At 68.9% G+C, this 22,388-nt stretch carries 20 protein-coding genes and 1 pseudogene; 9 read left to right on the top strand and 12 right to left on the bottom strand.

Features of this window, described 5'->3' with window-relative positions:
- Positions 1-155 precede the first annotated feature (155 nt).
- Together hutH and ACWPN7_RS12125 are read left to right on the top strand one after the other, a co-directional pair.
- Positions 156-1,682, top strand: a complete 1,527-nt coding sequence (gene hutH / locus ACWPN7_RS12120; RefSeq protein ID WP_459197671.1) for a histidine ammonia-lyase — start codon at positions 156-158, stop codon at positions 1,680-1,682.
- A 110-nt stretch (positions 1,683-1,792) separates the two neighbouring features.
- Positions 1,793-2,323: a peroxiredoxin gene (locus ACWPN7_RS12125; RefSeq protein WP_038528240.1), complete on the top strand. Its 531-nt coding sequence runs from the start codon at positions 1,793-1,795 to the stop codon at positions 2,321-2,323.
- Positions 2,324-2,593: 270 nt separating this feature from the next.
- Here ACWPN7_RS12125 and ACWPN7_RS12130 read toward each other — a convergent pair whose 3' ends face one another.
- From ACWPN7_RS12130 to eno, 6 genes are all read right to left on the bottom strand, one after another.
- Positions 2,594-2,818, bottom strand: a complete 225-nt coding sequence (locus tag ACWPN7_RS12130) for a DUF2061 domain-containing protein (protein ID WP_014240206.1) — start codon at positions 2,816-2,818, stop codon at positions 2,594-2,596.
- Between the two features lie 107 nt (positions 2,819-2,925).
- Positions 2,926-3,717 (bottom strand): rhomboid family intramembrane serine protease, encoded by a 792-nt coding sequence (locus ACWPN7_RS12135; RefSeq protein WP_349621653.1) that lies wholly within the window; start codon positions 3,715-3,717, stop codon positions 2,926-2,928.
- A 172-nt stretch (positions 3,718-3,889) separates the two neighbouring features.
- Positions 3,890-5,827 (bottom strand): ATP-dependent zinc metalloprotease FtsH, encoded by a 1,938-nt coding sequence (gene ftsH, locus ACWPN7_RS12140; protein WP_014240204.1) that lies wholly within the window; start codon positions 5,825-5,827, stop codon positions 3,890-3,892.
- An 84-nt stretch (positions 5,828-5,911) separates the two neighbouring features.
- On the bottom strand, positions 5,912-7,273 hold the full coding sequence (gene tilS / locus ACWPN7_RS12145; protein ID WP_459197672.1) for a tRNA lysidine(34) synthetase TilS: 1,362 nt from the start codon (positions 7,271-7,273) through the stop codon (positions 5,912-5,914).
- An 8-nt stretch (positions 7,274-7,281) separates the two neighbouring features.
- On the bottom strand, positions 7,282-8,181 hold the full coding sequence (gene ybgF, locus ACWPN7_RS12150; RefSeq protein WP_459197673.1) for a tol-pal system protein YbgF: 900 nt from the start codon (positions 8,179-8,181) through the stop codon (positions 7,282-7,284).
- A 224-nt stretch (positions 8,182-8,405) separates the two neighbouring features.
- Positions 8,406-9,683, bottom strand: coding sequence for a phosphopyruvate hydratase (gene eno, locus ACWPN7_RS12155; RefSeq protein ID WP_492273294.1), 1,278 nt, complete (start codon positions 9,681-9,683; stop codon positions 8,406-8,408).
- Between the two features lie 324 nt (positions 9,684-10,007).
- Between eno and pqqA the strand changes: the two genes are divergently transcribed.
- The 5 genes from pqqA to pqqE all read left to right on the top strand — a co-directional run bounded on the left by pqqA (position 10,008) and on the right by pqqE (position 13,264).
- Entirely contained in the window at positions 10,008-10,088 is an 81-nt protein-coding gene (gene pqqA / locus ACWPN7_RS12160) for a pyrroloquinoline quinone precursor peptide PqqA (RefSeq protein WP_014240199.1), read from the top strand.
- Positions 10,089-10,156: 68 nt separating this feature from the next.
- Positions 10,157-11,086, top strand: coding sequence for a pyrroloquinoline quinone biosynthesis protein PqqB (gene pqqB / locus ACWPN7_RS12165; protein ID WP_200475307.1), 930 nt, complete (start codon positions 10,157-10,159; stop codon positions 11,084-11,086).
- On the top strand, positions 11,083-11,859 hold the full coding sequence (pqqC, locus tag ACWPN7_RS12170) for a pyrroloquinoline-quinone synthase PqqC (protein ID WP_349620504.1): 777 nt from the start codon (positions 11,083-11,085) through the stop codon (positions 11,857-11,859). The genes pqqB and pqqC overlap by 4 nt, the downstream gene beginning before the upstream one ends.
- Positions 11,860-11,867: 8 nt before the next feature.
- On the top strand, positions 11,868-12,158 hold the full coding sequence (locus tag ACWPN7_RS12175) for a PqqD family peptide modification chaperone (RefSeq protein WP_459197675.1): 291 nt from the start codon (positions 11,868-11,870) through the stop codon (positions 12,156-12,158).
- On the top strand, positions 12,155-13,264 hold the full coding sequence (gene pqqE, locus ACWPN7_RS12180) for a pyrroloquinoline quinone biosynthesis protein PqqE (RefSeq protein WP_459197676.1): 1,110 nt from the start codon (positions 12,155-12,157) through the stop codon (positions 13,262-13,264). Before ACWPN7_RS12175 ends, pqqE begins: the two co-directional genes overlap by 4 nt.
- Before the next feature lie 133 nt (positions 13,265-13,397).
- Here pqqE and ACWPN7_RS12185 read toward each other — a convergent pair whose 3' ends face one another.
- From ACWPN7_RS12185 to tpiA, 6 genes and pseudogenes are all read right to left on the bottom strand, one after another.
- Complete coding sequence (locus tag ACWPN7_RS12185; RefSeq protein WP_201044625.1) at positions 13,398-13,835, bottom strand: ComEA family DNA-binding protein; 438 nt, start codon at positions 13,833-13,835, stop codon at positions 13,398-13,400.
- A gap of 106 nt (positions 13,836-13,941) precedes the next feature.
- A complete protein-coding gene (gene kdsA / locus ACWPN7_RS12190) occupies positions 13,942-14,769 on the bottom strand; it encodes a 3-deoxy-8-phosphooctulonate synthase (protein ID WP_038528264.1) in 828 nt (275 codons plus the stop codon).
- A 103-nt stretch (positions 14,770-14,872) separates the two neighbouring features.
- Positions 14,873-15,571, bottom strand: a complete 699-nt coding sequence (locus tag ACWPN7_RS12195) for a dienelactone hydrolase family protein (protein WP_349620499.1) — start codon at positions 15,569-15,571, stop codon at positions 14,873-14,875.
- 142 nt (positions 15,572-15,713) lie between these two features.
- Positions 15,714-17,343, bottom strand: a pseudogene (pyrG, locus tag ACWPN7_RS12200) (CTP synthase).
- Between the two features lie 160 nt (positions 17,344-17,503).
- Positions 17,504-17,836 (bottom strand): preprotein translocase subunit SecG, encoded by a 333-nt coding sequence (secG, locus tag ACWPN7_RS12205; protein ID WP_038528272.1) that lies wholly within the window; start codon positions 17,834-17,836, stop codon positions 17,504-17,506.
- Positions 17,837-17,964: 128 nt separating this feature from the next.
- Positions 17,965-18,720: a triose-phosphate isomerase gene (tpiA, locus tag ACWPN7_RS12210; RefSeq protein WP_038530980.1), complete on the bottom strand. Its 756-nt coding sequence runs from the start codon at positions 18,718-18,720 to the stop codon at positions 17,965-17,967.
- A gap of 228 nt (positions 18,721-18,948) precedes the next feature.
- Between tpiA and ACWPN7_RS12215 the strand changes: the two genes are divergently transcribed.
- Both ACWPN7_RS12215 and trpE read left to right on the top strand, forming a co-directional pair.
- The gene (locus tag ACWPN7_RS12215) at positions 18,949-20,835 is read left to right on the top strand and encodes a SurA N-terminal domain-containing protein (protein WP_451991833.1); all 1,887 of its coding nucleotides are present in this window, start codon (positions 18,949-18,951) and stop codon (positions 20,833-20,835) included.
- Positions 20,836-20,871: 36 nt separating this feature from the next.
- Entirely contained in the window at positions 20,872-22,383 is a 1,512-nt protein-coding gene (gene trpE / locus ACWPN7_RS12220) for an anthranilate synthase component I (protein WP_456525485.1), read from the top strand.
- The last annotated feature ends 5 nt before the right edge of the window (positions 22,384-22,388 follow it).

Raw genomic sequence — 22,388 nt, forward strand, 5'->3', positions numbered from 1 at the left:
ATGCAGGCGAGGTCAGTTGGCGCGTTTTTGGTAAATGAAATCTGAAGATTGAGGGACATCACAGGAATGCCACTGAAAACCACCCCCTTTGCGCAGACGCTGACGGCGCCTCATGTGAAGGACCTCCCTGTTCGCCCCGTCTCAAGGAACGCCGCATGACCGACACGCTGACCATCGACCCCGGCCATCTCGCCCTGCCCGACCTGCGCCGCATCCTGCGCGACCCGCCCGTCCTGGCCCTGGCGCCCGGCTGCCGCGCCGCCATCGACGCCTCGGCCCGCACGGTGGTGGAGGCGGCGGGCGGGGAGCGCGCGGTCTATGGCGTGAACACCGGCTTCGGTCTGCTGGCGAAGAAGCGCATCCCCCCGGATCAGGTGCGCGAGTTGCAGCGGCGGCTGGTCCTCTCGCACAGCGCCGGCACCGGGCCGGACCTGCCGCCGGGCGTGGTGCGGCTGATCCTGGCGCTGAAGGTCAACGCACTGGCGCGCGGCCATTCCGGCGTGCGCATGGTGGTGATCGAGGCGCTGCTGGCGCTCTACAACCGCGGCGTCCTGCCGGTGGTGCCGGCCAAGGGGTCGGTGGGGGCGTCCGGCGATCTGGCGCCGCTGGCCCACCTGACCGGCGTGCTGATCGGCGAGGGCGAGGCCGACGTGGACGGCGAGCGGCTGCCCGCCGCCGAGGCGCTGGCCCGCGCCGGGCTGGCGCCGCTGGCGCTGGAGGCCAAGGAAGGCTTGGCGCTGCTGAACGGCACGCAGGTGTCCACCGCGCTGGGTCTGGCCGGGCTGGTCGCGGCGGAGGACGGCTTCGCCGCCGCCCTGGTCGCCGGGGCGCTCAGCGTCGATGCCGCTCTTGGCAGCGACGGCCCGTTCGACGCGCGCATCCACGACCTGCGCGGCCAGCCCGGCCAGCGCGACGTCGCCGCCGTCTACCGCTCCCTCCTCCAGGGCAGCGGCATCCGCGACTCCCACCGCGACGGGCACGAGACGGTTCAGGACCCCTACAGCCTGCGCTGCCAGCCGCAGGTGATGGGCGCGGTGCTCGACCATCTGCGCTTCGCCGCGGGCGTGCTGGAGCGCGAGGCCAACGCCGTCTCCGACAACCCGCTGGTCTTTCCGGACAGCGGCGACATCCTGTCGGGCGGCAACTTCCACGCCGAGCCGGTGGCGATGGCCGCCGACGTGCTGGCCCTGTCCATCGCCGAGACCGGGGCGCTGTCGGAGCGGCGGATCGCCCTGCTGATGGACACCCACCTGTCGGGTCTGCCGCCCTTCCTGGTGGCCGACGGCGGGCTGAACAGCGGCTTCATGATCGCCCAGGTCACCGCGGCGGCGCTGGCCAGCGAGAACAAGCAGATGGCCCACCCGGCCAGCGTGGACAGCCTGCCCACCTCCGCCAACCAGGAGGACCATGTCAGCATGGCGACCCATGCCGCCCGCCGCCTGACGGACATGGCCGACAATTTGGCGGGCATCGTCGCGGTGGAGCTGCTGGCCGCGGCCCAGGGGATCGACCTGCGGGCGCCGCTGGCCTCCTCGCCCGCTTTGGAGCGCGCGCGGGGGCTGCTGCGTGCCCGCGTGGCGGTGTGGACGGAGGATCGCGCGATGGCCCCGGACATCGCGGCGGCGAAGCGGTTGGTCACGGAGGGGGCCTTCCGCCCCTTTGCGGCGGACGTCCTGCCCTGATGCTGAGACAAGACCGCGCAGGCGGCTCCGACCGGTTTTCGTCAATCCATTGAAGGGCTAAGGTTCGGATCATTCCACATCAACCGCTTCACTTCGATCCGGAGACCATCATGGAAGGACGCAAAGTCCCCTCGGTCGTGTTCAAGACCCGCGTGCGCGACGAAAGCGTCGGCGGCCCCAACCCGTTCCGCTGGCAGGACGTCAGCAGCGACGAGCTGTTCGCCGGAAAGCGCGTCGTCGTCTTTTCCCTGCCCGGCGCCTTCACCCCGACCTGCTCAAACCAGCAGGTGCCGACCTACGACGCGCTGTACCCTGAGTTCCGCGACCTGGGCGTGGACGAGGTCTATTGCCTCAGCGTCAACGACGCCTTCGTGATGTTCCAGTGGGGCAAGCATCTCGGCGTGAAGAACGTCAAGCTGATCCCCGACGGCTCGGGTCACTTCACCCGCCGCATGGGCATGCTGATCAACAAGGAGCATGTCGGCTTCGGCATGCGCAGCTGGCGCTACGCCATGGTGGTGACCGACGGCGTGATCGAGAAGCTGTTCGAGGAGCCGGGCATCAACGACGCCGGCGAGGGCGGCGATCCCTACGGCGAATCCGCTCCGGAAGCGGTGCTGGCCTACCTGCGTTCGCGCTGAACCAGTATTTCGTTTCTTTAAAGCGAACTTCCGTTCGCTTTAGACTCTTATCGCCTCATTCGCCGGCGGGCTCCGGTCGCATGTGCGACCGGGACCGCAGTCGCGGTCCAAAGCGGATTGCAATCCGCTTTAGCCCTCTCCCCTCTGGGGAGAGGGTGGCCCGGAGGGCCGGTGAGGTGGTTGCGCTTTTGCCGGACGCACGGTCAAGCGCATCCCCCTCACCCTAACCCTCTCCCCGGAGGGGAGAGGGGATTATGACCACCGATCCCTTCAAGCCGGAACGGCGGTTCCTTCCGTCGGCTCCGCCTCGGCCGCCCGTACCTTGCGGCGTTCATGGGCCGCCCAAGCCCGCTCGTGCAGATGATAGGCCACCGTGTTGCACAGCGGCTCCACCAGCGCCAACGCGCCGCCCACCGCGATGCTGCCGGTCATCAGATAGCCGACCGTGAAGGCCACCGTGAAGTGGATGCAGGCAAAGCTGAAGGTCTTGGTCATCGCTGAACTCCCGAACGCCGCCGTTTCTGTTCAGCCTCAGCATGCGCGTCGGACGGCGACAGGTCCAATCGAACGATCCAAACAGATCAATAGACAGTCCCTATTCATCAACGGAAGGGACGGCGGCGGTCGCCCGCTTCCGGCACGCTGCCGCGGCGCAGCCGGGTGCCCGGCGGAACGACTTCGAAGGCGCGGCTGTGCGCCGGCTCCAGCAACCGCACCTCGGGCCGCTTGAAGAAGGGAATCAGCGCAGCCCCCATGACGAACCCGCCGACATGCGCCCAGAAGGCCACCCCGCCGCTGTCGTCGGAGGTCGGGGTGGTGACTCCGCTGAGGATTTGCCCAAGGAACCAGAAGCCCAGCACCAGCACCGCCGGGACGCTGATGACACGCACGATGATGATGAACCAGAAGAAGACGCCGACATTGGCCCGCGGGTGCAGCACCAGATAGGCGCCAAGCACCCCGCCGATGGCACCGCTCGCCCCCACCATCGGCACCTCCGAGGTTGGGGCGGCGAAGCTCTGGGCGAGCGCCGCCGCCGTCCCGCAGAGCAGGTAAAAGACCACGAAGCGGCCCCGCCCCATGCTGTCCTCGACGTTGTTGCCGAAGATCCAGAGGTACAGCATGTTGCCGGCGAGGTGCAGAAAGCCGCCATGCATGAACATGGAGGTGACGACGGACATCCAGGGCGGAACGACCCGCAACGGCTCCGGCAGCTCGGCGTGGCCGAACAGCACCGCCGGAACGAGGCCGAAGGAATAGACCGCGAGGTTTCCGGCCCGCGCGCCCAGCGAGAGCTGCCACAGGAACACCATCACGCACAGCGCGATCAGCGCCATGGTGACGACCGGCGTCCGCCGTGTCGGGTTGTCGTCGTAGATGGGCAGGAACAGCATCGGCGGCGCTTTCGGTTGGGGCGGCCCTGTTCAGTACGATGGTCCCGCCTAACAGTTCCGCCAAGACGTACGGGACACACGTACAGGCGGAAGTCGGCAAAGAAAAACCGGCGCCCCTCGCGGAGCGCCGGTTTCGCTGACTAAAGCCGCGGTGCGGATCAGGTGCCCGCTATCAGGTGCCCTGGGGCTCCGGGTCCATCCCGCCGCTTTCCTTGGTGGTCGGCACCGACGGGCGACGGCCCGAGGTCGGGGTCGGCTGCTTCGGCGGGGCCGGGGAGAAGCCTTCGCGCTCGTCGTTGCGGATCAGCGGCTCGCCGCGCAGCAGGCGGGCGATGTCCTCACCGCTCAGGGTCTCATACTCCAGCAGGCCCTTGGCGATGGTGTGCAGCTGGTCGATGTTCTCCGTCAGGATGCGGCGAGCCTCGCCGTACGCCTCGTCGACGATCCGGCGAATTTCCTCGTCCACCGTGCGGGCCGTGGCGTCGGACATGTTCTTGTGCTGGGTGACGGAGTGGCCGAGGAAGACCTCCTGCGTCGGCTCGCCGTAGAGCAGCGGGCCCAGCTTGTCGCTCATGCCCCACTCGGTGACCATGCGGCGCGACATGTCGGTCGCCATCTTGATGTCGCCCGACGCGCCGGTGGTCACACGGTCCTTGCCGAAGATCAGCTCTTCCGCGATGCGGCCGCCCATGGCGACGCGCAGGTCGGCGTGCAGCTTGGCCTGGGACAGCGAGATGCGGTCGCCTTCCGGCAGACGCATCACCATGCCGAGCGCGCGGCCGCGCGGGATGATGGTGGCCTTGTGCACCGGATCGCTGTCCGGCTGGTGGATGGCGACGATGGCGTGACCGGCCTCGTGATAGGCGGTCAGCTTCTTCTCGTCCTCGGTCATGACCATGGAGCGGCGTTCCGCGCCCATCATGACCTTGTCCTTGGCGGCCTCGAACTCGGCCATGCCGACGACGCGCTTGCCGATGCGGGCGGCGAGCAGAGCGGCCTCGTTGACGAGGTTGGCGAGGTCGGCGCCCGAGAAGCCCGGGGTGCCGCGCGCGATGACCTTGGCGTCGACGTCCGGGGACAGCGGCACCTTGCGCATGTGGACCTTGAGGATCTTCTCGCGGCCCAGCACGTCGGGGTTCGGCACGACGACCTGACGGTCGAAGCGGCCCGGACGCAGCAGCGCGGGGTCGAGCACGTCGGGACGGTTGGTCGCGGCGATGAGGATGACGCCCTCGTTCGCCTCGAAGCCGTCCATCTCGACCAGCAGCTGGTTCAGGGTCTGCTCGCGCTCGTCGTTGCCACCGCCCAGGCCGGCGCCACGATGGCGGCCGACGGCGTCGATTTCGTCGATGAAGATGATGCAGGGGGCGTTCTTCTTGCCCTGCTCGAACATGTCGCGGACGCGGCTGGCGCCGACACCCACGAACATCTCGACGAAGTCGGAGCCGGAGATGGTGAAGAAGGGCACGTTGGCCTCACCCGCCACGGCGCGCGCGGTCAGGGTCTTACCGGTGCCCGGCGGGCCGACGAGCAGCACGCCCTTCGGGATCTTGCCGCCCAGACGCTGGAACTTCTGCGGGTCCTTCAGGAACTCGACGATTTCCGCCAGCTCCTGCTTGGCCTCGTCGATGCCGGCGACGTCGTCGAAGGTGACCCGGCCGACCTTCTCCGTCAGCAGGCGCGCGCGGGACTTGCCAAAGCCCATGGCCTTGCCGCCGCCCGACTGCATCTGACGCATGAAGAAGATCCAGACGCCGATCAGCAGCAGCATCGGGAACCAGGACAGCAGGACGGAGAACAGCGACGGCACGTTGCTGTCGTCCGGAACGGCGCTGATGCGCACGTTCTTCTGCGTCAGCCGCTCGACCAGCCCGGCTTCGGGCGGGACGTAGGTGCTGAAGGACCGGCCGTCGGTGAAGTGGCCGGAGACCTGGTTTCCTTTGATGGTGACGTCGGCCACTTGGCCGCGGTCCACTTCGGCGAGAAGCTCGCTGAACGGAACCGTCGTCTGCGGGCTGCGCGTGGAAGAGCTCTGGAACAGGTTGAACAGGGCCACCAGCAGCAGCCCGATGATGATCCAGAGCGCGAGATTCTTGCCGAAATTGTTCACGTCAAAAGCCTTTCTGCGAACCCTGCGCGGAAAGGTAGGCTGATGCGGAGCCACCCCTCCCGGGCTTACGGGCACGTTCCCAGATTAAATAATGCCGACACGGTCCGAAACAACCGGAAAAGCTGGACCGGCCAACACCACCCCGGGCGCGTGCAAAGCGACCGCCGAAAGGGGGAATCCGGGCCGCGAAAATCCCAGATGCGGCACCGCCGCCAGCCCGTTTCCGTCCCACAGCGCCGGCAGCGTCTCACGGACCGGTTCGGGCAGGCCGATGCGGCCCGAATCCGGGCCTGCGGACCGCACCATTTGCCACCCTTCCCGCCCCAATGTTGCCACGGTCACCGCCCCGCCCGCCCCCACCGCCAGCCGAACGGCGAATCGGCGATCCCACCAGACTTCTCCGCCGGGGGTAAGGCTCAGCCGTTCGGTGACCCCGACCGGCTCCCGCGCGATCACCAAATGCCCCTTCCGCGGAAGGATGCGGCAGCCGCCCAAGGTACGCCCCCGGAAGCCTTCCCCCGCGATCTCGGCGAACAGGCGCTCCGCCGCCTCGTCCTTCGGCGGGTAGGCGGCACCCCCCGTCGCGGCGATGCAGCGGGTCAGCGCGCGCAGGCCAAGCTCCTCCGGTGCCGCCAGCAACGGCTTCGGGTCCAGCCGCAGCCAGCCCTCCGGATGGACCTCCACGGCCTCGGCCAGCAGGGCGGCGGTTCCCGCTTCCAGCGCGTTGCGGGCGCGGGCGGCCCGGCGGGCGAGGTCGGCCAGACGCGGCGGGTCCAGCCCTTCAGCGGCCAGCGCCTCCCCCGCCGCGCGCAGGCGGGCGCGGGCGAAGCGCGGGTTGCGGTTGGAGGGGTCCTCGATCCACTCCTGACCGAAGGCGCGGCAGGTCGCCACCAGCCGTTCATGGGGCAGGTCCAGCAGCGGCCGGATCACCCGCACCGCACCGGCCGCGCGCACCGGCGCCATGCCGGCCAGTCCGTCGATTCCGGAGCCGCGGGCGAAGCGCAGAAGCACCGTCTCCGCCTGGTCGTCGCGGTGGTGGGCGAGCGCCAGATGGAGAATGCCCTCTTCCCGGCAGCGCTCGGCCAGCAGGCGGTGGCGCGCGGCGCGGGCTGCCTCCTGGATGCCGGTCGCCGGCTTCTCGCCGTCCCAGCGCAGAATGGCGTGGGCGACGCCGCGGGCCCGGAGCCAGCCGCCCACACGAGCAGCCTCCGCCGCGGACTCGGCGCGCAGGCCATGATCGACGATCAGCGCGAGGACATCCCCGCCCCGCTCCGCCGCCCACCGTTGGACGAGCAGAACCAGCCCGAGGCTGTCCGCCCCGCCGGACACGCCCACGGCCACGCGCGGCCGCGTCTCGAAGCCGCCCAGCCGGTCCATGCGGGCGGCGAACTCACGCGCGGAGATCGGCCCCGCGGAAATCGGCCCCGCCGGGTCGGACGCGTTCACCGCACCCGTCAGGCGCAGTTCAGGCGGCGGCGCTCGGTGTCGGCACGGCGCTTCACGCTGGCCGAGGCTTCGGGGAACTTGGTGATCAGCTGGTTGAAGGCCGTGCAGGCGTCCTTCTTCTGGTTCAGCTGCTGCAGCGACATGCCGAGCTTCAGCAGGTTGTCGGCCGCCTTGTTGTTCTTCGGATACTTTTGCACGCCCTCGGCGAAGGCGACGGCGGCGTCCTGGAACTTGTTGCGGACGTAGTAGGTCTCACCCAGCCAATACTGGGCGTTGCCGGCGAGCTGGTGACCCTTGTTCTTCGCCAGGAAGTCGCTGAAGGCCTTTTCCGCCTTGTCGTAGTCGGACTGGCGCAGCAGTTCGAAGGCGTGCTCGTACTGCTTTTCCGGGGTCGAGTTGGCGGGCAGCGGCGCCACGGCGGCAGTCTGCGCCGGCTTGTCGGCAGCCTTCTCCGACGCCTTGGCGGCGCTGGGGGCCGCGGCCGGAGCCGCCGCGCTGGGCTTGGCCGGGGCGCCGAAGGGATCGCTGGCCGCCCCGCCGCCCTTGCTCTCCAGCTCCTTCAGGCGGAAATCGATGTCGCTGTTGACCCGCTCCAGCCGGTCCTTCATCTGCGAGATCTGATAGGTCGCCTCTTCGTAGCGCCCGGTCAGCTCCGACAAGGCGCGCTCCAGCTTCTGCAGCCGCACCTCGAAATCCGCGGCCAGGGACGGCTGGATCTCGGCGGTCTGCCCCCGCGTGTAGGAAGACCCCGGGTAGGCCTGCGCCACCTCGACGCGCCCGCCCAGCGCTTCCACCCCCGACTCCAGCCGGTCCAGACGGTCCTGCAGCGAAGCCGTCTGCGCGAAGACGGAACCGCTGCACAGCAGGCCGCCAAGCAGCAGGGCGGCGAAAGAAGTGGTCTTGGTCATGCGTCGAGGGTCCTGTCCGGGCGGGGAATGCCGTCGTGGGAGGGTGGCGGCCCAAGCGGGCGAAACTATGGCGGCTGTTTACCAGAAGCGCGCGCCCCTTGCACGGTGGTGATTTGGAAATCTCCCGCGCACCGGGCGCAACTCCTAAAGAGACCACAGAAAAAGGCCCCTTCCCGGTGTCCCGGAAAGGGGCCTTTTCCCTTAGAAGGTCATTAAAGAGCGTCTTACGCCTTGAGGATGCCGCGTCCGGCGAAGCGGGCGGCGGTGCCGAGCATCTCCTCGATGCGGATCAGCTGGTTGTACTTGGCCAGACGGTCGGAGCGCGACAGCGAGCCGGTCTTGATCTGGCCGCAGTTGGTGGCGACCGCCAGATCGGCGATGGTGCTGTCCTCGGTCTCGCCCGAACGGTGCGACAGCACCGCCGTGTAGCCGGCCTTGTGCGCCATGTCCACGGCTTCCAGCGTCTCCGACAGCGTGCCGATCTGGTTGACCTTGACCAGGATCGAGTTGCCCACGCCCTTCCGGATGCCGTCCGCCAGACGCGCCGGGTTGGTGACGAACAGGTCGTCGCCGACCAGCTGCACCTTGCTGCCGATGGCGTCGGTCAGCGCCTTCCAGCCCTCCCAATCGTCCTCGGCCATGCCGTCCTCGATCGAGATGATCGGGTAGCGGCCGACCAGATCGGCCCAGTAGGCCACCATCTGCTCCGACGCCAGCGACTTGCCCTCGCCGGCCAGCTCGTACTTGCCGTTCTTGAAGAACTCGGTCGAGGCGGCGTCGATGGCCAGCATGACGTCGTCGCCCGGCTTGTAGCCGGCGGCCTCGATGGCCTTCATCACGAAGCCCAGCGCGTCCTCGGTCGAGGCGAGGTTGGGGGCGAAGCCGCCCTCGTCGCCGACGTTGGTGTTGTGGCCGGCGTCCTTGAGCTTCTTCTTGAGCGCCTGGAAGATCTCCGAGCCCATGCGGATGGCCTCGGCGGCGCTCTCCGCGCCGACCGGCATGACCATGAACTCCTGGATGTCGATCGGGTTGTCGGCGTGGGCGCCGCCGTTGATGATGTTCATCATCGGCACCGGCAGCAGGTTGGCGAAGGCGCCGCCGACGTAGCGGAACAGCGGCAGGGCCGCCTCTTCCGCCGAGGCCTTGGCGACGGCGAGCGAGACGCCGAGGATGGCGTTGGCGCCGAGGCGGCCCTTGTTGGGGGTGCCGTCCAGCTCGATCATGGCGAGGTCGAGGGCGCGCTGGTTGGAGCCGTCGAGGCCGGCGATGGCGTCGAAGATCTCGCCGTTGACCAACTCCACGGCCTTCAGCACGCCCTTGCCGCCGTAGCGGGACTTGTCGCCGTCGCGCAGCTCCACCGCCTCGTGCGCGCCGGTCGAGGCGCCCGACGGGACGGCGGCGCGGCCGAAGGCGCCGGATTCGAGCAGGACGTCCACCTCGACGGTCGGGTTCCCACGGCTGTCGAGGATCTCGCGGGCGTGGATTTCGGTAATGGCGCTCATGTTTGTCCTTCCTCCGCGTTGCGCGCGTCCACTGGATGATCTTTCCAGGCGGATGATCTTTCCAGGCGAAAAAGAAGCGCGCGGGCTTGATAGCCCTGCGTGCGGGGGGATGCAAGGCCGCTGGGGCGCAACAACGCGCGGAAGGACGCCCGGACGGTGGAGCCCCCCTATCCGGTTGTGCAGCGCACCTGCATCCAAAGTCGCATAGACCACCTTGTCCCGTACCCGTAGCGTTCTAACGTTCGCTAGCGGGGCCGCCCGCAGCGGGCGGCAACAGCCCCTGGGAATCATCCCAAGGCCAATCCAAGCGCGGAGGACCCAACCATGAAGACCTGGCGCAAGCCCCAAATCGTCGAGATCGCCGTCGGCACCGAAATCAACGCCTACGCCTGCGCCCGTCTCTGAGCGCCGGTCGGTTCCCATGTGTGACGACCGCCGCCTGATTCGGGCCGCCTGATTAGGGAAGGCACCCCATGCTGACGATCCTCGTCCTTGGCTCCGCCGCGGGCGGCGGTTTTCCCCAGTGGAACTGCAACTGCGCGGGCTGCCGCCGCGCCCGCTCCGGCGACCCGGCGGCCCGTCCCCGCACCCAGTCGTCGCTCGCCGTCAGCGGTGGCGACGGGCGCTGGCTGTTGCTGAACGCCTCGCCGGACATCGGTCAGCAGATCCTCGCCAATCCGGCGCTGCACCCGCAGACCGCCGTGCGCCACAGCCCCATCGCCGCAGCGGTGCTGACCAACGCCGACATCGACCATGTGGCGGGCCTGCTGACGCTGCGCGAATCCCAGCCGCTGGCCGTTTACGCCACCGACCGGGTGCATCGTGTGCTGGAGGCGAACGCCGTATTCCGCGTGGTCAACCCGGAGCTGGCGCCGCGCCGCGCCATGGCGCTGGACCGGCCCTGGGTTCCCGCCGACGCCGCCGGAACCCCCTTCCCCTTCGAGATCGAAGCCTTCGCCGTTCCCGGCAAGGTCGCGCTCTATCTGGAGGACCCGTCCGCCACCGGCTTCGGCTCGGTGGCGGAGGACACGGTGGCTCTGCGCATCCGCGACCGCAACGGCGACGGGGAGTTCTTCTACATCCCCGGCTGCTCGGCCATGCCGGACTGGCTGGCCGACCGGCTGCGCGGGGCGCCGCTGGTGCTGTTCGACGGCACCACCTGGACCGACGACGAGATGATCCGCGCCGGCACCGGCAGCAAGACCGGCCAGCGCATGGGCCACATGGCGATGTCCGGCCCGGACGGCTCCATCGCCGCCTTCGCGGGGCTGGGCGTGCAGCGCAAGGTCTTCGTCCACATCAACAACACCAACCCGGCCCTGCTGGACGACTCGCCCGAACGGGCCGCCGCCACCGCCGAAGGTTGGGAGATCGCCCACGACGGGATGGAGTTCACGCTATGACGTCACTGCTGTCGCGCGAAGGTTTGGAACGCGAGCTGCGCGCCATCGGCGAGCGCCAGTACCACGACCTCCACCCCTTCCACAAACTGCTGCACGGCGGGAAGCTGAAGCGCGGGCAGGTCCAGGCCTGGGCGCTGAACCGCTTCTATTATCAGGTCTGCATTCCCAAGAAGGATCTGGCCCTGATGGCGCGGATGGACGATCCGGCGCTGCGCCGCATCTGGATTCAGCGCGTGCTCGACCACGACGGTTTCGGCGAGAGCCGGGAGCGCGAGGAGGGTAAGGTCGGCGGGATCGAGCGCTGGCTGCGCCTGACCGACGGACTGGGGCTGGACCGCGACTATGTCACCTCGCTGAGGGGCATCCTGCCGGCGACCCGCTACGCCGTCGATTCCTACGTCCATTTCGTGTCGAGCAAATCGACGCTGGAGGCCGTCGCCTCGTCCCTGACCGAGCTGTTCGCCCCGGCCATCCACCGCGAGCGCATCGCCGGGTTCGAGGCCTATTACGCCTTCGCCAACGACGCCACCCTGTCCTACTTCCGCAAGCGGCTGGACGAGGCGCCGCGCGACGTCGAGTTCGGGCTCGACTACGTGCTCGACAACGCCCGGACACCGGAGCAGCAGCAGCAGGTGATCGCCGCGCTGCGCCACAAGGCGGAGCTGCTGTGGGCGCAATTGGACGCGCTGCACCACGCCTATGTGTCGCCCGGCCTGATCCCGCCCGGCGCCTTCGTGCCGGACGACATGGAACCGACGGTCTACCGGCGATGACGGACGGCGTGACCGAGGAGGACCGGGTCCGGCTGGCCCCCGGCGTCATGCTCCGCCAGGACCGGGTGCGCGGCCACTGGCAGCTTCTGGGGCCGGAGCGCGTGCTGATCCTGGACGAGGTGGCGCTGGAGGTGGTGCGGGCCGTCACTGCACGGCCTCGGACGGGCCAGCCTCCGGTGACGGTGGGTACGGCCGTGGAGGTACTGGCCGCGCAATTCGACGCGCCGCGGGACGAGATCGCCGCGGATGTGTTGGAACTGTTGGGCGACATGATCGCGAAAGGGTTCCTGACCCGATGACCTTCTGTGGCGCCACGACCGGACTCGAACCGCCGCTGGCCCTGCTGGCGGAACTGACGCACCGCTGCCCGCTGCGCTGCGCCTACTGCTCCAATCCGCTGGCGCTCGAGCCGGCCAGCCGCGAGCTGGACACCGCCGCCTGGTGCCGCGTGCTCGACGAGGCGGCGGAACTCGGCATCATCCAGGTGCATTTCTCCGGCGGCGAGCCGACGGCGCGCAAGGACTTGGAGGCGCTGATCGCCCACGCCACCGCGGCCGGGCTCTACGCCAACCTCATCACCTCGGCGGTGCTGCTCGACCGGGCGCGGCTGGAGCGGCTGCGCGATGCCGGGCTCCAGCATGTGCAGATCGGCTTCCAGGACACCCAGCCCGCCAAGGCCGAACTGATCAGCGGCTTCCCCGGCGGCCAGCCGAAGAAGCTGGAGGTGGCGCGCGGGGTCACCGACGTTGGCATGGCGCTGACGGTCAACGCCATCGTACAGCGCCACAACATCGACCGGGTGGACGATTTCATCGACATGGCGCTGGAGCTGAAGGCCGGCCGGATCGAGATCGCCAACGTCCAGTATTACGGCTGGGCGCTGAAGAACCGGGCCGCCCTGATGCCGACCCGCGAGCAGCTGGTCCGCATGGACGAGCGGGTGCGCGTCCGCCTGCCGGAGCTGAAAGGCCGGCTGGTCGTCGATTACGTGGTGCCCGACTATTACGCCAAGCGCCCCAAGGCCTGCATGGGCGGCTGGGGCCGCAAATTCCTGAACGTGACGCCCAGCGGCTCGGTTCTGCCCTGCCACGCCGCCGAGACGATTCCCGGCATGACCTTCGACCGGGTGACGGAGCGCCCGCTGGCCGACATCTGGGCCAACTCCGCCGCCTTTCAGCGCTACCGCGGCACCGACTGGATGCCCCAGCCCTGCCGGAGCTGCGACCAGAAGGAGATCGACTGGGGCGGCTGCCGCTGTCAGGCGCTGGCGCTGACCGGAAGCGCCGACAACACCGACCCGGTGTGCGACCTGTCGGAGCACCACGGGCTGCTCGCCGACATAGCCGCAGAGGACGGCGGCATAGCCGAGGCGCCGATCACCTACCGGAGCTTCAGCCTCTTGTGACGCTATCTTAGCCCTCTCCCCTCCGGGGAGAGGGTGGCCCGGAGGGCCGGTGAGGGGGGTGCGCTTGTGCCGAACGTACCGCCACGCATACCCCCCTCACCCTAACCCTCTCCCCAGAGGAGAGGGGATTGGCTCACTTCTTCGGGGCGGTCGCCGCCGAGGCGCTGGTCTTGGAGCCACCGACCGCGGCGATGCGGCCCTTGATGTCGTCGTAGACGTTCTGCGGCACGATCTTCTTGCTGACCAGCTCGTCCTTGGACCGGTAGGGGCGGTTCTTCACGATGGCCTCGGACCGCGCCTCGCCGATTCCCGGCAGGGTCTGAAGCTCGTCCTTGCCGGCGGTGTTGAGGTCGATGACCTTGGCCTTTGCCGTCGTCGACGACGACCCGCTGCCCATCGGCGGGGCCGTGGTGGTGCCGCTGTGGCCCGGCGGCATGGCCGGCTTGGCCTGCGGCATCGGCGTGGTGGAAGGCGTTGCGGACGGCGCGGTCGATTGCGCGAGGGAGGGAACGGCGATCATCGCGCCAACACTGGCGATGGCGGCGATGGCGCACAGGCGGATCGGCTTCATGGCGTTGCTCCATGGCTCATTCCGCGGGCGCTCCACCATAAGCGCGGCGCCCGCGGTGCCAAGGCAACGCCGGGACCGGCACGCCGTTCCCGAACCTGTCCTTTCGTCAGCCTTTTGCGAGCCGATCGAAGGCCTGGAGCCGTGCCAGCAGGGCCGGCATCTCCTTCAGCGGGACCATGTTCGGGCCGTCGCTGGGCGCGCAGTCCGGATTCTCATGGGTTTCCATGAAGACCGCGGCAACGCCCACGGCGATGGCGGCGCGGGCCAGCACCGGAACGAACTCGCGCTGGCCGCCGGAGGTGGTGCCCTGCCCGCCCGGCTGCTGCACGGAATGGGTGGCGTCGAACACCACCGGGAATCCAGTCTCCGCCATGATCGGCAGGGACCGCATGTCCGACACCAGCGTGTTGTAGCCAAAGCTGGCGCCGCGCTCGCACAGCAGCACCTTGTCGTTGCCCGACGCCACCAGCTTCGCCGCGACGTTCTTCATGTCCCAGGGGGCGAGGAACTGGCCCTTCTTGACGTTGACCGCCCGGCCCGTCTTGGCGGCGGCGATCAGCAGGTCGGTCTGGCGGCACAGGAAGGCGGGGATCTGGAGGACGTCCATCACCTCGGCCACCGCGGCGCACTGGTCGGCCTCGTGCACGTCGGTGATCACCGGGCAGCCGAACCGCTCCTTGATCTCGGCGAAGATCGGCAGCGCCTTGTCCATGCCGAGGCCGCGCGCCGTGCTGATGGAGGTGCGGTTGGCCTTGTCGAAGGACGACTTGTAGATCAGCCCGATGCCCAGCGCGCCGGTCATCTCCACCAGCGCCGCCGCCGTCTCCAGCGCGTGGTCGCGGCTCTCCATCTGGCACGGTCCGGCGATCAGGGTGAAGGGCCGATCGTTGGCGATGGTCAGGTTGCCGATCTGGACGGTCTTGGCGGTGGTCATCCCGTGCTCTCCAAAAAGCAATGCGAGGGGACGCATGCCGAAGGCCCCCTCGCGCTGCCCATTCCTTCCCAGATATCGGCGATCCCGGTCAACCGGAATGGCGTCAACCCAGATGCTGCTTGAAGAAGGCTGCCGTGCGTCCGTTGGCAAGCTCGGCCGCCTCGGCGTCGAAATGGGCGCCGCCGGCGCGGGCGAAGGCGTGATCGACGCCGGGGTAGACGTGGGCGGTGATGTTCGGGTTGCCCTTCACCGCGGCCAGGATTTTCTCCCGTGCCTCCGCCGGGACGAACTGGTCCTTCTCGGCGATGTGCATCAGCAGCGGCTTGGTGATGCTCGCCGCCTCGCCGGCCAGACCGTCGAGACCGACGCCGTAATAGCTGACGTTGGCATCGGAATCGGAACGCGCCGCCATCATGAAGGCGAGCCGGCCGCCCAGGCAGTAGCCGACCGACCCGGCCTTGCCGGTGCAATCCGGATTCTGGCGCAACCACGCCAGGGTGGCCTTGAGGTCGTCCACCGCCTTGTCCTGGTCCATGCCGTTCATCAGGGCGAAGGCGCGGCTCCACTCCTCCTGGGTCTTGTCGGTGATCTGGACGCCCGGCTCCTGCCGCCAGAACAGGTCCGGACAGACGGCCAGCCAGCCCTGGGCGGCGAAGCCGTCGCACAGGTCGCGCATGACCTGATTGACCCCGAAGATTTCCTGGATGACGACGAGTCCCGGCGCCGGTCCGCCGCCCGCCGGCTTGGCCACATAGGCGGAAAAGCTGCCGCCGTCGCCGGCGGGGATGCTGATGTCGGTCATGGTTGTGTTCCTTCCCTTGGTTTTTTCCTGGCCCATAACGCAAAAGCGGCGGCCGTTGGCTCGGCCGCCGCTGTCACTATACCCACGGGAAACCCGGAACCGGAACACGCGGGGGAGGAATGCCCTCCCCCGTATGGTCACATCACACCAGCCGGCTCTGCTCGATCGCCGCCTTGATGAAGGAGGTGAAGAGCGGGTGCGGGTCGAAGGGCTTGGACTTCAGCTCCGGGTGGAACTGCACGCCGATGAACCAGGGATGGTCCGGGATCTCGACGATCTCGGGCAGCTCGCCATCCGGCGACAGGCCGGAGAACAGCAGGCCGACCTTCTCCAGCCGGTCCTTGTAATAGACGTTCACCTCGTAGCGGTGGCGGTGCCGCTCGGTGATGTCGGTGGTGCCGTAGACCTCCGCGACCTTGCTGCCGGGGACCAGCTTCGCCGGGTAGGTGCCGAGACGCATGGTACCGCCGAGATCGGTGCCCTCCGTGCGCTTCTCCAGGCTGTTGCCGCGCATCCACTCGGTCATCAGGCCGACCACCGGGTTGCCGGGCTTGCCCAGTTCGGTCGAGCCGGCGTCGACGATCCCGGCCATGTTGCGGGCCGATTCGATCACCGCCATCTGCATGCCGAAGCAGATGCCGAAATACGGCACCTTGCGCTCGCGGGCGAACTGGGCGGCGCGGATCTTGCCCTCCGTGCCGCGCGAGCCGAAGCCGCCCGGCACCAGGATGCCGTGGACGTTCTCCAGCCGCTGGACGGCGCTGTCGTCCTCGAAGATCTCCGAGTCGATCCAGTCGAGCTTGACCTTCACGTTGTTGGCGATGCCGCCGTGGGTCAGCGCCTCGGCCAGCGACTTGTAGCTGTCGAGCAGGCTGGTGTACTTGCCGACGACGGCGATGGTCACCTCGCCCTGCGGCTTGCGCACGCGCTCGACGATGCTGGTCCAGCGCGAGAGGTCCGGCTTGCCCTCGGTCGGCAGGCCGAAATAGGCCAGAACCTGGGTGTCGAAGCCTTCCTCGTGATAGCTGACCGGGACCTGATAGATCGAATCGACGTCCAGGGCAGCGATGACGCGCTCCGGCCGGATGTTGCAGAACAGCGCGATCTTCTTGCGCTCGTTCTCCGGAATCGGACGGTCGGCGCGGCAGAGCAGGATGTTGGCCTGAATGCCCATGCCCAGCAGCTCCTTCACGGAATGCTGCGTCGGCTTGGTCTTCAGCTCGCCCGCCGTCGGGATGTAGGGCAGCAGGGTCAGGTGGATGAACAGGGCGTTCTCCGGACCGACCTCATTGCCGAACTGGCGGATGGCCTCCAGGAAGGGGGTCGAACTCGATGTCGCCCACCGTGCCGCCGATCTCGCAGAGGATAAAGTCCTCGTCGGTCGTCTCGGCGCCGATGAAGTCCTTGATCTGATCGGTGACGTGCGGAATCACCTGCACGGTCGCGCCCAGATAGTCGCCGCGGCGCTCCTTGGCGATCACGTTCGAATAGATGCGGCCCGTGGTGATGTTGTCGCCACGGCGCGCGGCCACGCCGGTGAAGCGCTCGTAATGGCCGAGGTCGAGGTCGGTCTCAGCGCCGTCGTCGGTCACATAGACCTCGCCGTGCTGGTACGGGCTCATCGTGCCGGGGTCCACGTTCAGGTACGGGTCCAGCTTGCGAAGCCGCACCTTGTAGCCGCGCGCCTGGAGAAGCGCCCCAAGCGCCGCCGACGCCAGACCTTTGCCCAGCGAGGAAACGACGCCACCGGTGATGAAGATGTAGCGAGTCATGTCCGTCCGAAGACCTTCAGAGCCTGATCCGTTCCCCGAGTTCGGACCGTCCCCCGGGCGCTGCCCAGATCGACGATCCTCAAAAGAAAGAGGCGGCTTCGGGGGAGGCCGCCTCACGTCAGACCCGGCCGGAGCCGCGTCGCGTTTTGCCGGGCCGCTGTTACTGGGCGACCGGCGGGGCGGGCTGCGCCGGCGCGGCCGGCTGGGCGGGAGCCGCCGGGGCCACGGGCTGGGCCGGCATCGTGTCGATGATCGAGGTCGGCGCCCTGTGCGCGCCCGCCAGGACCGCCAGGACCAGGCTGGTCGCCATGAAGCAGCCCGCCAGGATGCCGGTGGTCCGCGTCAGCAGATTGGCGGTGCCGCGGGTGGACATCATGCCCCCCATATTGCCGCCGCCGATGCCGAGACCGCCGCCTTCCGACCGCTGGATCAGGATGACCCCGACCAGCGCCAGGGCGATCAGCAGGTGAATGACCAGAAGCACCGATTCCATGCAGCCCGTTCCCTTGATCCCTTCCCGGAGCGGTCCGCAGGGACCGCCCAAACCAACAGCGCGCCACGGACCTTGGCAAGGGCCCGTGGCGCGCGCCCACTGTTTTTAACGCGGTCCTGCGCGATATGCTAGCGGCAACTGGTGGCGATCGCCCAGAAATCGTCCGCCTTCAGCGCGGCGCCGCCGACCAGCGCGCCGTCCACATTCTCCACCGCCATCAGTTCCGCCGCGTTGCCCGGCTTCACCGAGCCGCCGTAGAGGACGCGCACCGCCTCGGGATCGGCGGTCTTGCCGGCCAGCTCCGCCCGGATGTGGGCGTGCATCGCCTTGACGTCGTCGGGAGTCGCGGTCTTGCCGGTGCCGATGGCCCAGACCGGCTCGTAGGCGATGACGGTGTTCGCCGCGGTGGCGCCTTCCGGGATCGAGCCCTTGAGCTGGCTGGCGACCACGCTGTTCGCCTGCCCGGCGTCGCGCTGGGCCTCCGTCTCGCCGACGCAGATGATGGCGATCAGACCCGCCTTGTGGGCGGCGGCGGCCTTGGCGGCGACCTGGGCGTCGGATTCGGCGTGGTCGGCGCGGCGCTCCGAATGGCCAAGGATGACGTAACGGCAGCCGGCGTCGGTCAGCATCGCCGGGCTGACGTCGCCGGTGTGCGCGCCGGAGGTCTTGGCGTGGCAGTCCTGCGCGCCGAGCGCCAGCGGGCTGCCGGAAATGGCGTCGCCCACCGGGAACAGCAGCGGGAAGGGCGGGCACACCAGCATGTCGAAGGCGACCGTCCCAGCCCCCGTCAGGCGCCCGGCGAGGTCCGAGGCCAGATCCAGCCCGTCGGCCTTCAGCCCGTTCATCTTCCAGTTCCCGGCAATCAGTTTGCGGCGTGCGGCCATGGCGTTTTCGTCCTCCGGCTCTCGTTTGTTGATGTGGGCGTTGTCGCGGGTGTTCGTTTTCAAAGTGCGCCCCCTGTCTAGCAAGGAGCGCCGGGCATTTCCACCCGCCCAACGGGTTCTTTCCGATGGGGAAACGCGGGGGAAATGGGGTGTTGCCGGGCTTTCGCGGGGTGCCTATGATGCCGCCCCGGCCGCAGGGCCGCCCTTTGCGCACTCACTTCGGGTCCCATGCTTCAGTTCATCCGCACTTACGCCGGTTCGTGGGTCGTCAAGATCCTGTTCGTGCTCCTCATCGTCAGCTTCGCGGCCTGGGGCATCGGCGACATGATCCGCACAGGCGGGATTTCCAGCACCGTCGCCTCCGTCGGCAAGGTGGAGATCGACCGGGCGGAGCTGGACCAGGAGTTCCGCCGCCAGATGGAACGGCTGCGCCCGATGATGGGCGGCAACCTGACGACGGAGCAGGCGCGCCAGTTCGGCCTGCTCGACCAGTCGCTGTCGGCGCTGGTGCAGCGCGCGCTCTACGATCAGGCGGCGCGCGACGCCGGGATCTCGGTCGGCCCGGACGTGGTGCGCCAGCGCATCGCCGAGGAGCCGGCCTTCCGCAACGCGCAGAACCAGTTCGACCCGAACCAGTTCCGCAGCGTGCTGCGCAACAACCAGCTGACCGAGGACGGCTACGTTGCCCTGTTGCGCCGCGAGACCGCGCGCGAGCTGGTGGCCGGCGCGGTCGGCGCCGGGGTGACCCCGCCGAAGCCGCTCGTCCAGGACCTCTACCGCTTCCGCGGGGAGCGCCGCGTGGCCGAGGTGGTCACCCTGCCCAATGCCGCAATCGGCGACGTCGGCGTGCCCGACGAGGCGGAGCTGACCCGCTATTACGAGGACCATCAGGTCCGCTTCACCGCGCCGGAATACCGCTCGCTGAGCATCGCCCAGCTCTCCGCCGACGAGATCGCCAAGGACATCCAGATCCCCGACAACGAGCTGCGCGCCGCCTACGACGAGCGCGCCGACGAGCTCGGCACGCCGGAGCGCCGCACGGTGGAGATGGTCCTGGCCGACGACGAGGCCAAGGCGAAGCAGATCGCCGAGGCCGCCAAGACCAGGGGCCTGACCGCCGCCGCCAAGGACGCCGGGACCGACGTCATCACGCTCGACAACGTCACCCGCAACGAGCTGCCGGAGATCGGCGACGCCGCCTTCGCCCTGGCCCAGGGTGCCGTCAGCGACGCGGTGCGCAGCGGGCTGGGCTGGCACGTCCTGACGGTCACCGCCGTCCAGCCGGGCGCCACCAAGAGCTTCGAGGAGGCCCGCGACCAGCTCCTCGCCGAGCTGCGCAAGGAGAAGGCGATGGATTCGCTCTACTCCATTGCCAACCGGGTCGAGGACCAGCTCGCCAGCGGCGCTCCGCTGGAGGAGGTCGCCCAGGCCCAGTCGCTGCCCATCGCCAAGATCGCCGCGGTCGACAGCAGCGGCAAGGCGCCGGACGGCAAGGACGCCGCCCCGGGCCGCCCGAACTTCGCTGCCATGGTGCAGACCGCCTTCCAGCTCGCCTCCGGCGCCACCTCGAACCTGACCGAGGCCCCCAACAACGTCTTCTACGCCGTGCGCGTCGACGGCGTGACGCCGGCCGCCCCCAAGGCGCTGGCCGAGGTGCGCGATCAGGCCGTCGCCGGCTGGCAGGACGACAAGCGCGCCAAGCTGGCCGCCGAGAAGGCTCAGGACATCGCCGCCAAGCTGAAGCAGGGCTCGGAGGCCGCGGCGCAGGACGTCGCCAGCCAGTCCGGCGCCAGCTTCGCCATGACCACGCCCTTCACCCGCGACGCCCGTTCGGTCGAGGGGCTGCCGGGCGAGCTGGTGCGCAAGCTGTTCGAGGTGAAGCCCGGCGAGACGGTGACCGGCGCCACCGCCGACAGCCAGGTCGTCGCCCGCCTGAAGGAGATCATCCCGGCGGACCCGGCGGCCTCCGACGCCACGCTGGCGACCGTGGAGAGCACCGTGGCCCAGGGGCTGGAAAGCGACATCATGGCCCAGTTCGGCAACGCGCTGCGCAACAGCTACCCGGTCGAGGTTCACCGCAACCGCATCGACCAGTTCTTCGCCAGCGGCAACTAATCCAACTCCGTCGCCCACTCAGTCGAGGCCCGTCCCGTGAAGGTTCAGCCGGAATTCGCCGCCTTCCACACCGCTTATGAGGCCGGCAAGCCGCAGGTGGTGTGGACCACGCTGGTCAGCGATCTGGAGACCCCCGTCTCCGCCTACATGAAGCTGGCCGACGGGCGGCCCTTCGGCTTCCTCTTCGAATCGGCGGAGCGCGGGGCGGGGTCGCGGCGCGACCGCTATTCGGTGATCGGCTTCAAGCCCGATCTGGTGTGGCGCTGCCGCCGCGACCGGGCGGAGGTGAACCGCAACGCCCTGCACGACCGCGACGCCTACGAGCCCATCGAGACCGCCCCGCTGGAGTCGCTGCGCGCCCTCATCAACGAGAGCCGGATCGACCTGCCGGACGCCCTGCCGCCGATGGCCGCCGGCCTGTTCGGCTACCTGACCTACGACATGGTCCGGCTGATGGAACGGCTGCCGGACGACAACCCGGACGAGCTGGGCATCCCCGACGCCATCCTGTCGCGGCCGAGCATCGTCGCCATCTTCGACAGCCACACCGATTCGGTGACGCTCGTCACCCCGGTCTGGCCGAAGCCGGGGGTCGACGGCAACGCCGCCTACGGCGACGCCCGCGAGCGTCTGATGGACGCGGTGGCCGATCTGGAGCGCCCTCTGCCCTACCGGCGGGAGCCGCGGACCAAGGACGGGCTGCCGCTCGCCTGGACCTCCAACACGACGCGCGAGGAGTATCACGCGATCGTGGAGCGGGCGAAGGAGTACATCCGGGCCGGCGACATCTTCCAGGTCGTGCCGTCCCAGCGCATCCGCTTCCCCTTCAAGCCGTCGCCGCTGGCGCTGTACCGCACGCTGCGCCGCCTGAACCCGTCGCCCTTCCTGTTCCACTGCGACTTCGGCGAGCTGTCGGTCGTCGGCTCCAGCCCGGAGATCCTGGTGCGCGTGCGCGACGGCAAGGTGACCGTCCGCCCCATCGCCGGCACCCGCAAACGCGGCGCCACGGCGAAGGAGGACCAGGCGCTGGCCGAGGATTTGCTGAGCGATCCGAAGGAGCTGGCCGAGCATCTGATGCTGCTCGACCTCGGCCGCAACGACGTAGGCCGCGTGGCGCGCACCGGCACCGTCAAGGTGACGCAGAAGATGATCGTGGAGCTGTACAGCCACGTCATGCACATCGTCTCCAACGTCGAGGGCGACCTCGACCCGAAGCACGACGCGCTGGACGCGCTGATCGCCGGCTTCCCGGCCGGCACCGTCTCGGGCGCGCCGAAGGTCCGCGCCATGCAGATCATCGACGAGCTGGAGAAGGCCCGCCGCGGCGTCTACGCCGGCTGCGTGGGTTATTTCGGCGCGTCGGGCGCCATGGACACCTGCATCGCGCTGCGCACCGCCGTTCTGAAGGACGGCATGATGTATGTGCAGGCCGGCGGCGGCGTGGTCGCCGACAGCGATCCGGAGGCCGAGTATCAGGAGACCGTCAACAAGTCGATGGCCCTGATCCGCGCCGCGGAGGAAACCGTCCGCGAGACCTCCGCCCGGTAAGGACC

It is taken from the genome of Azospirillum sp. UENF 312511 (assembly GCF_058780635.1).

Excerpts from the sequence above, each read along its gene's own strand:
- hutH (WP_459197671.1), top strand. The coding sequence starts at position 156 with ATGACCGACACGCTGACCATCGACCCCGGCCATCTCGCCCTGCCCGAC.
- ACWPN7_RS12125 (WP_038528240.1), top strand. The coding sequence starts at position 1,793 with ATGGAAGGACGCAAAGTCCCCTCGGTCGTGTTCAAGACCCGCGTGCGC.
- ACWPN7_RS12130 (WP_014240206.1), bottom strand. The coding sequence starts at position 2,818 with ATGACCAAGACCTTCAGCTTTGCCTGCATCCACTTCACGGTGGCCTTC.
- ACWPN7_RS12135 (WP_349621653.1), bottom strand. The coding sequence starts at position 3,717 with ATGCTGTTCCTGCCCATCTACGACGACAACCCGACACGGCGGACGCCG.
- ybgF (WP_459197673.1), bottom strand. The coding sequence starts at position 8,181 with ATGACCAAGACCACTTCTTTCGCCGCCCTGCTGCTTGGCGGCCTGCTG.
- eno (WP_492273294.1), bottom strand. The coding sequence starts at position 9,683 with ATGAGCGCCATTACCGAAATCCACGCCCGCGAGATCCTCGACAGCCGT.
- pqqA (WP_014240199.1), top strand. The coding sequence starts at position 10,008 with ATGAAGACCTGGCGCAAGCCCCAAATCGTCGAGATCGCCGTCGGCACC.
- pqqB (WP_200475307.1), top strand. The coding sequence starts at position 10,157 with ATGCTGACGATCCTCGTCCTTGGCTCCGCCGCGGGCGGCGGTTTTCCC.
- pqqC (WP_349620504.1), top strand. The coding sequence starts at position 11,083 with ATGACGTCACTGCTGTCGCGCGAAGGTTTGGAACGCGAGCTGCGCGCC.
- pqqE (WP_459197676.1), top strand. The coding sequence starts at position 12,155 with ATGACCTTCTGTGGCGCCACGACCGGACTCGAACCGCCGCTGGCCCTG.
- ACWPN7_RS12185 (WP_201044625.1), bottom strand. The coding sequence starts at position 13,835 with ATGAAGCCGATCCGCCTGTGCGCCATCGCCGCCATCGCCAGTGTTGGC.
- kdsA (WP_038528264.1), bottom strand. The coding sequence starts at position 14,769 with ATGACCACCGCCAAGACCGTCCAGATCGGCAACCTGACCATCGCCAAC.
- ACWPN7_RS12195 (WP_349620499.1), bottom strand. The coding sequence starts at position 15,571 with ATGACCGACATCAGCATCCCCGCCGGCGACGGCGGCAGCTTTTCCGCC.
- secG (WP_038528272.1), bottom strand. The coding sequence starts at position 17,836 with ATGGAATCGGTGCTTCTGGTCATTCACCTGCTGATCGCCCTGGCGCTG.
- tpiA (WP_038530980.1), bottom strand. The coding sequence starts at position 18,720 with ATGGCCGCACGCCGCAAACTGATTGCCGGGAACTGGAAGATGAACGGG.
- ACWPN7_RS12215 (WP_451991833.1), top strand. The coding sequence starts at position 18,949 with ATGCTTCAGTTCATCCGCACTTACGCCGGTTCGTGGGTCGTCAAGATC.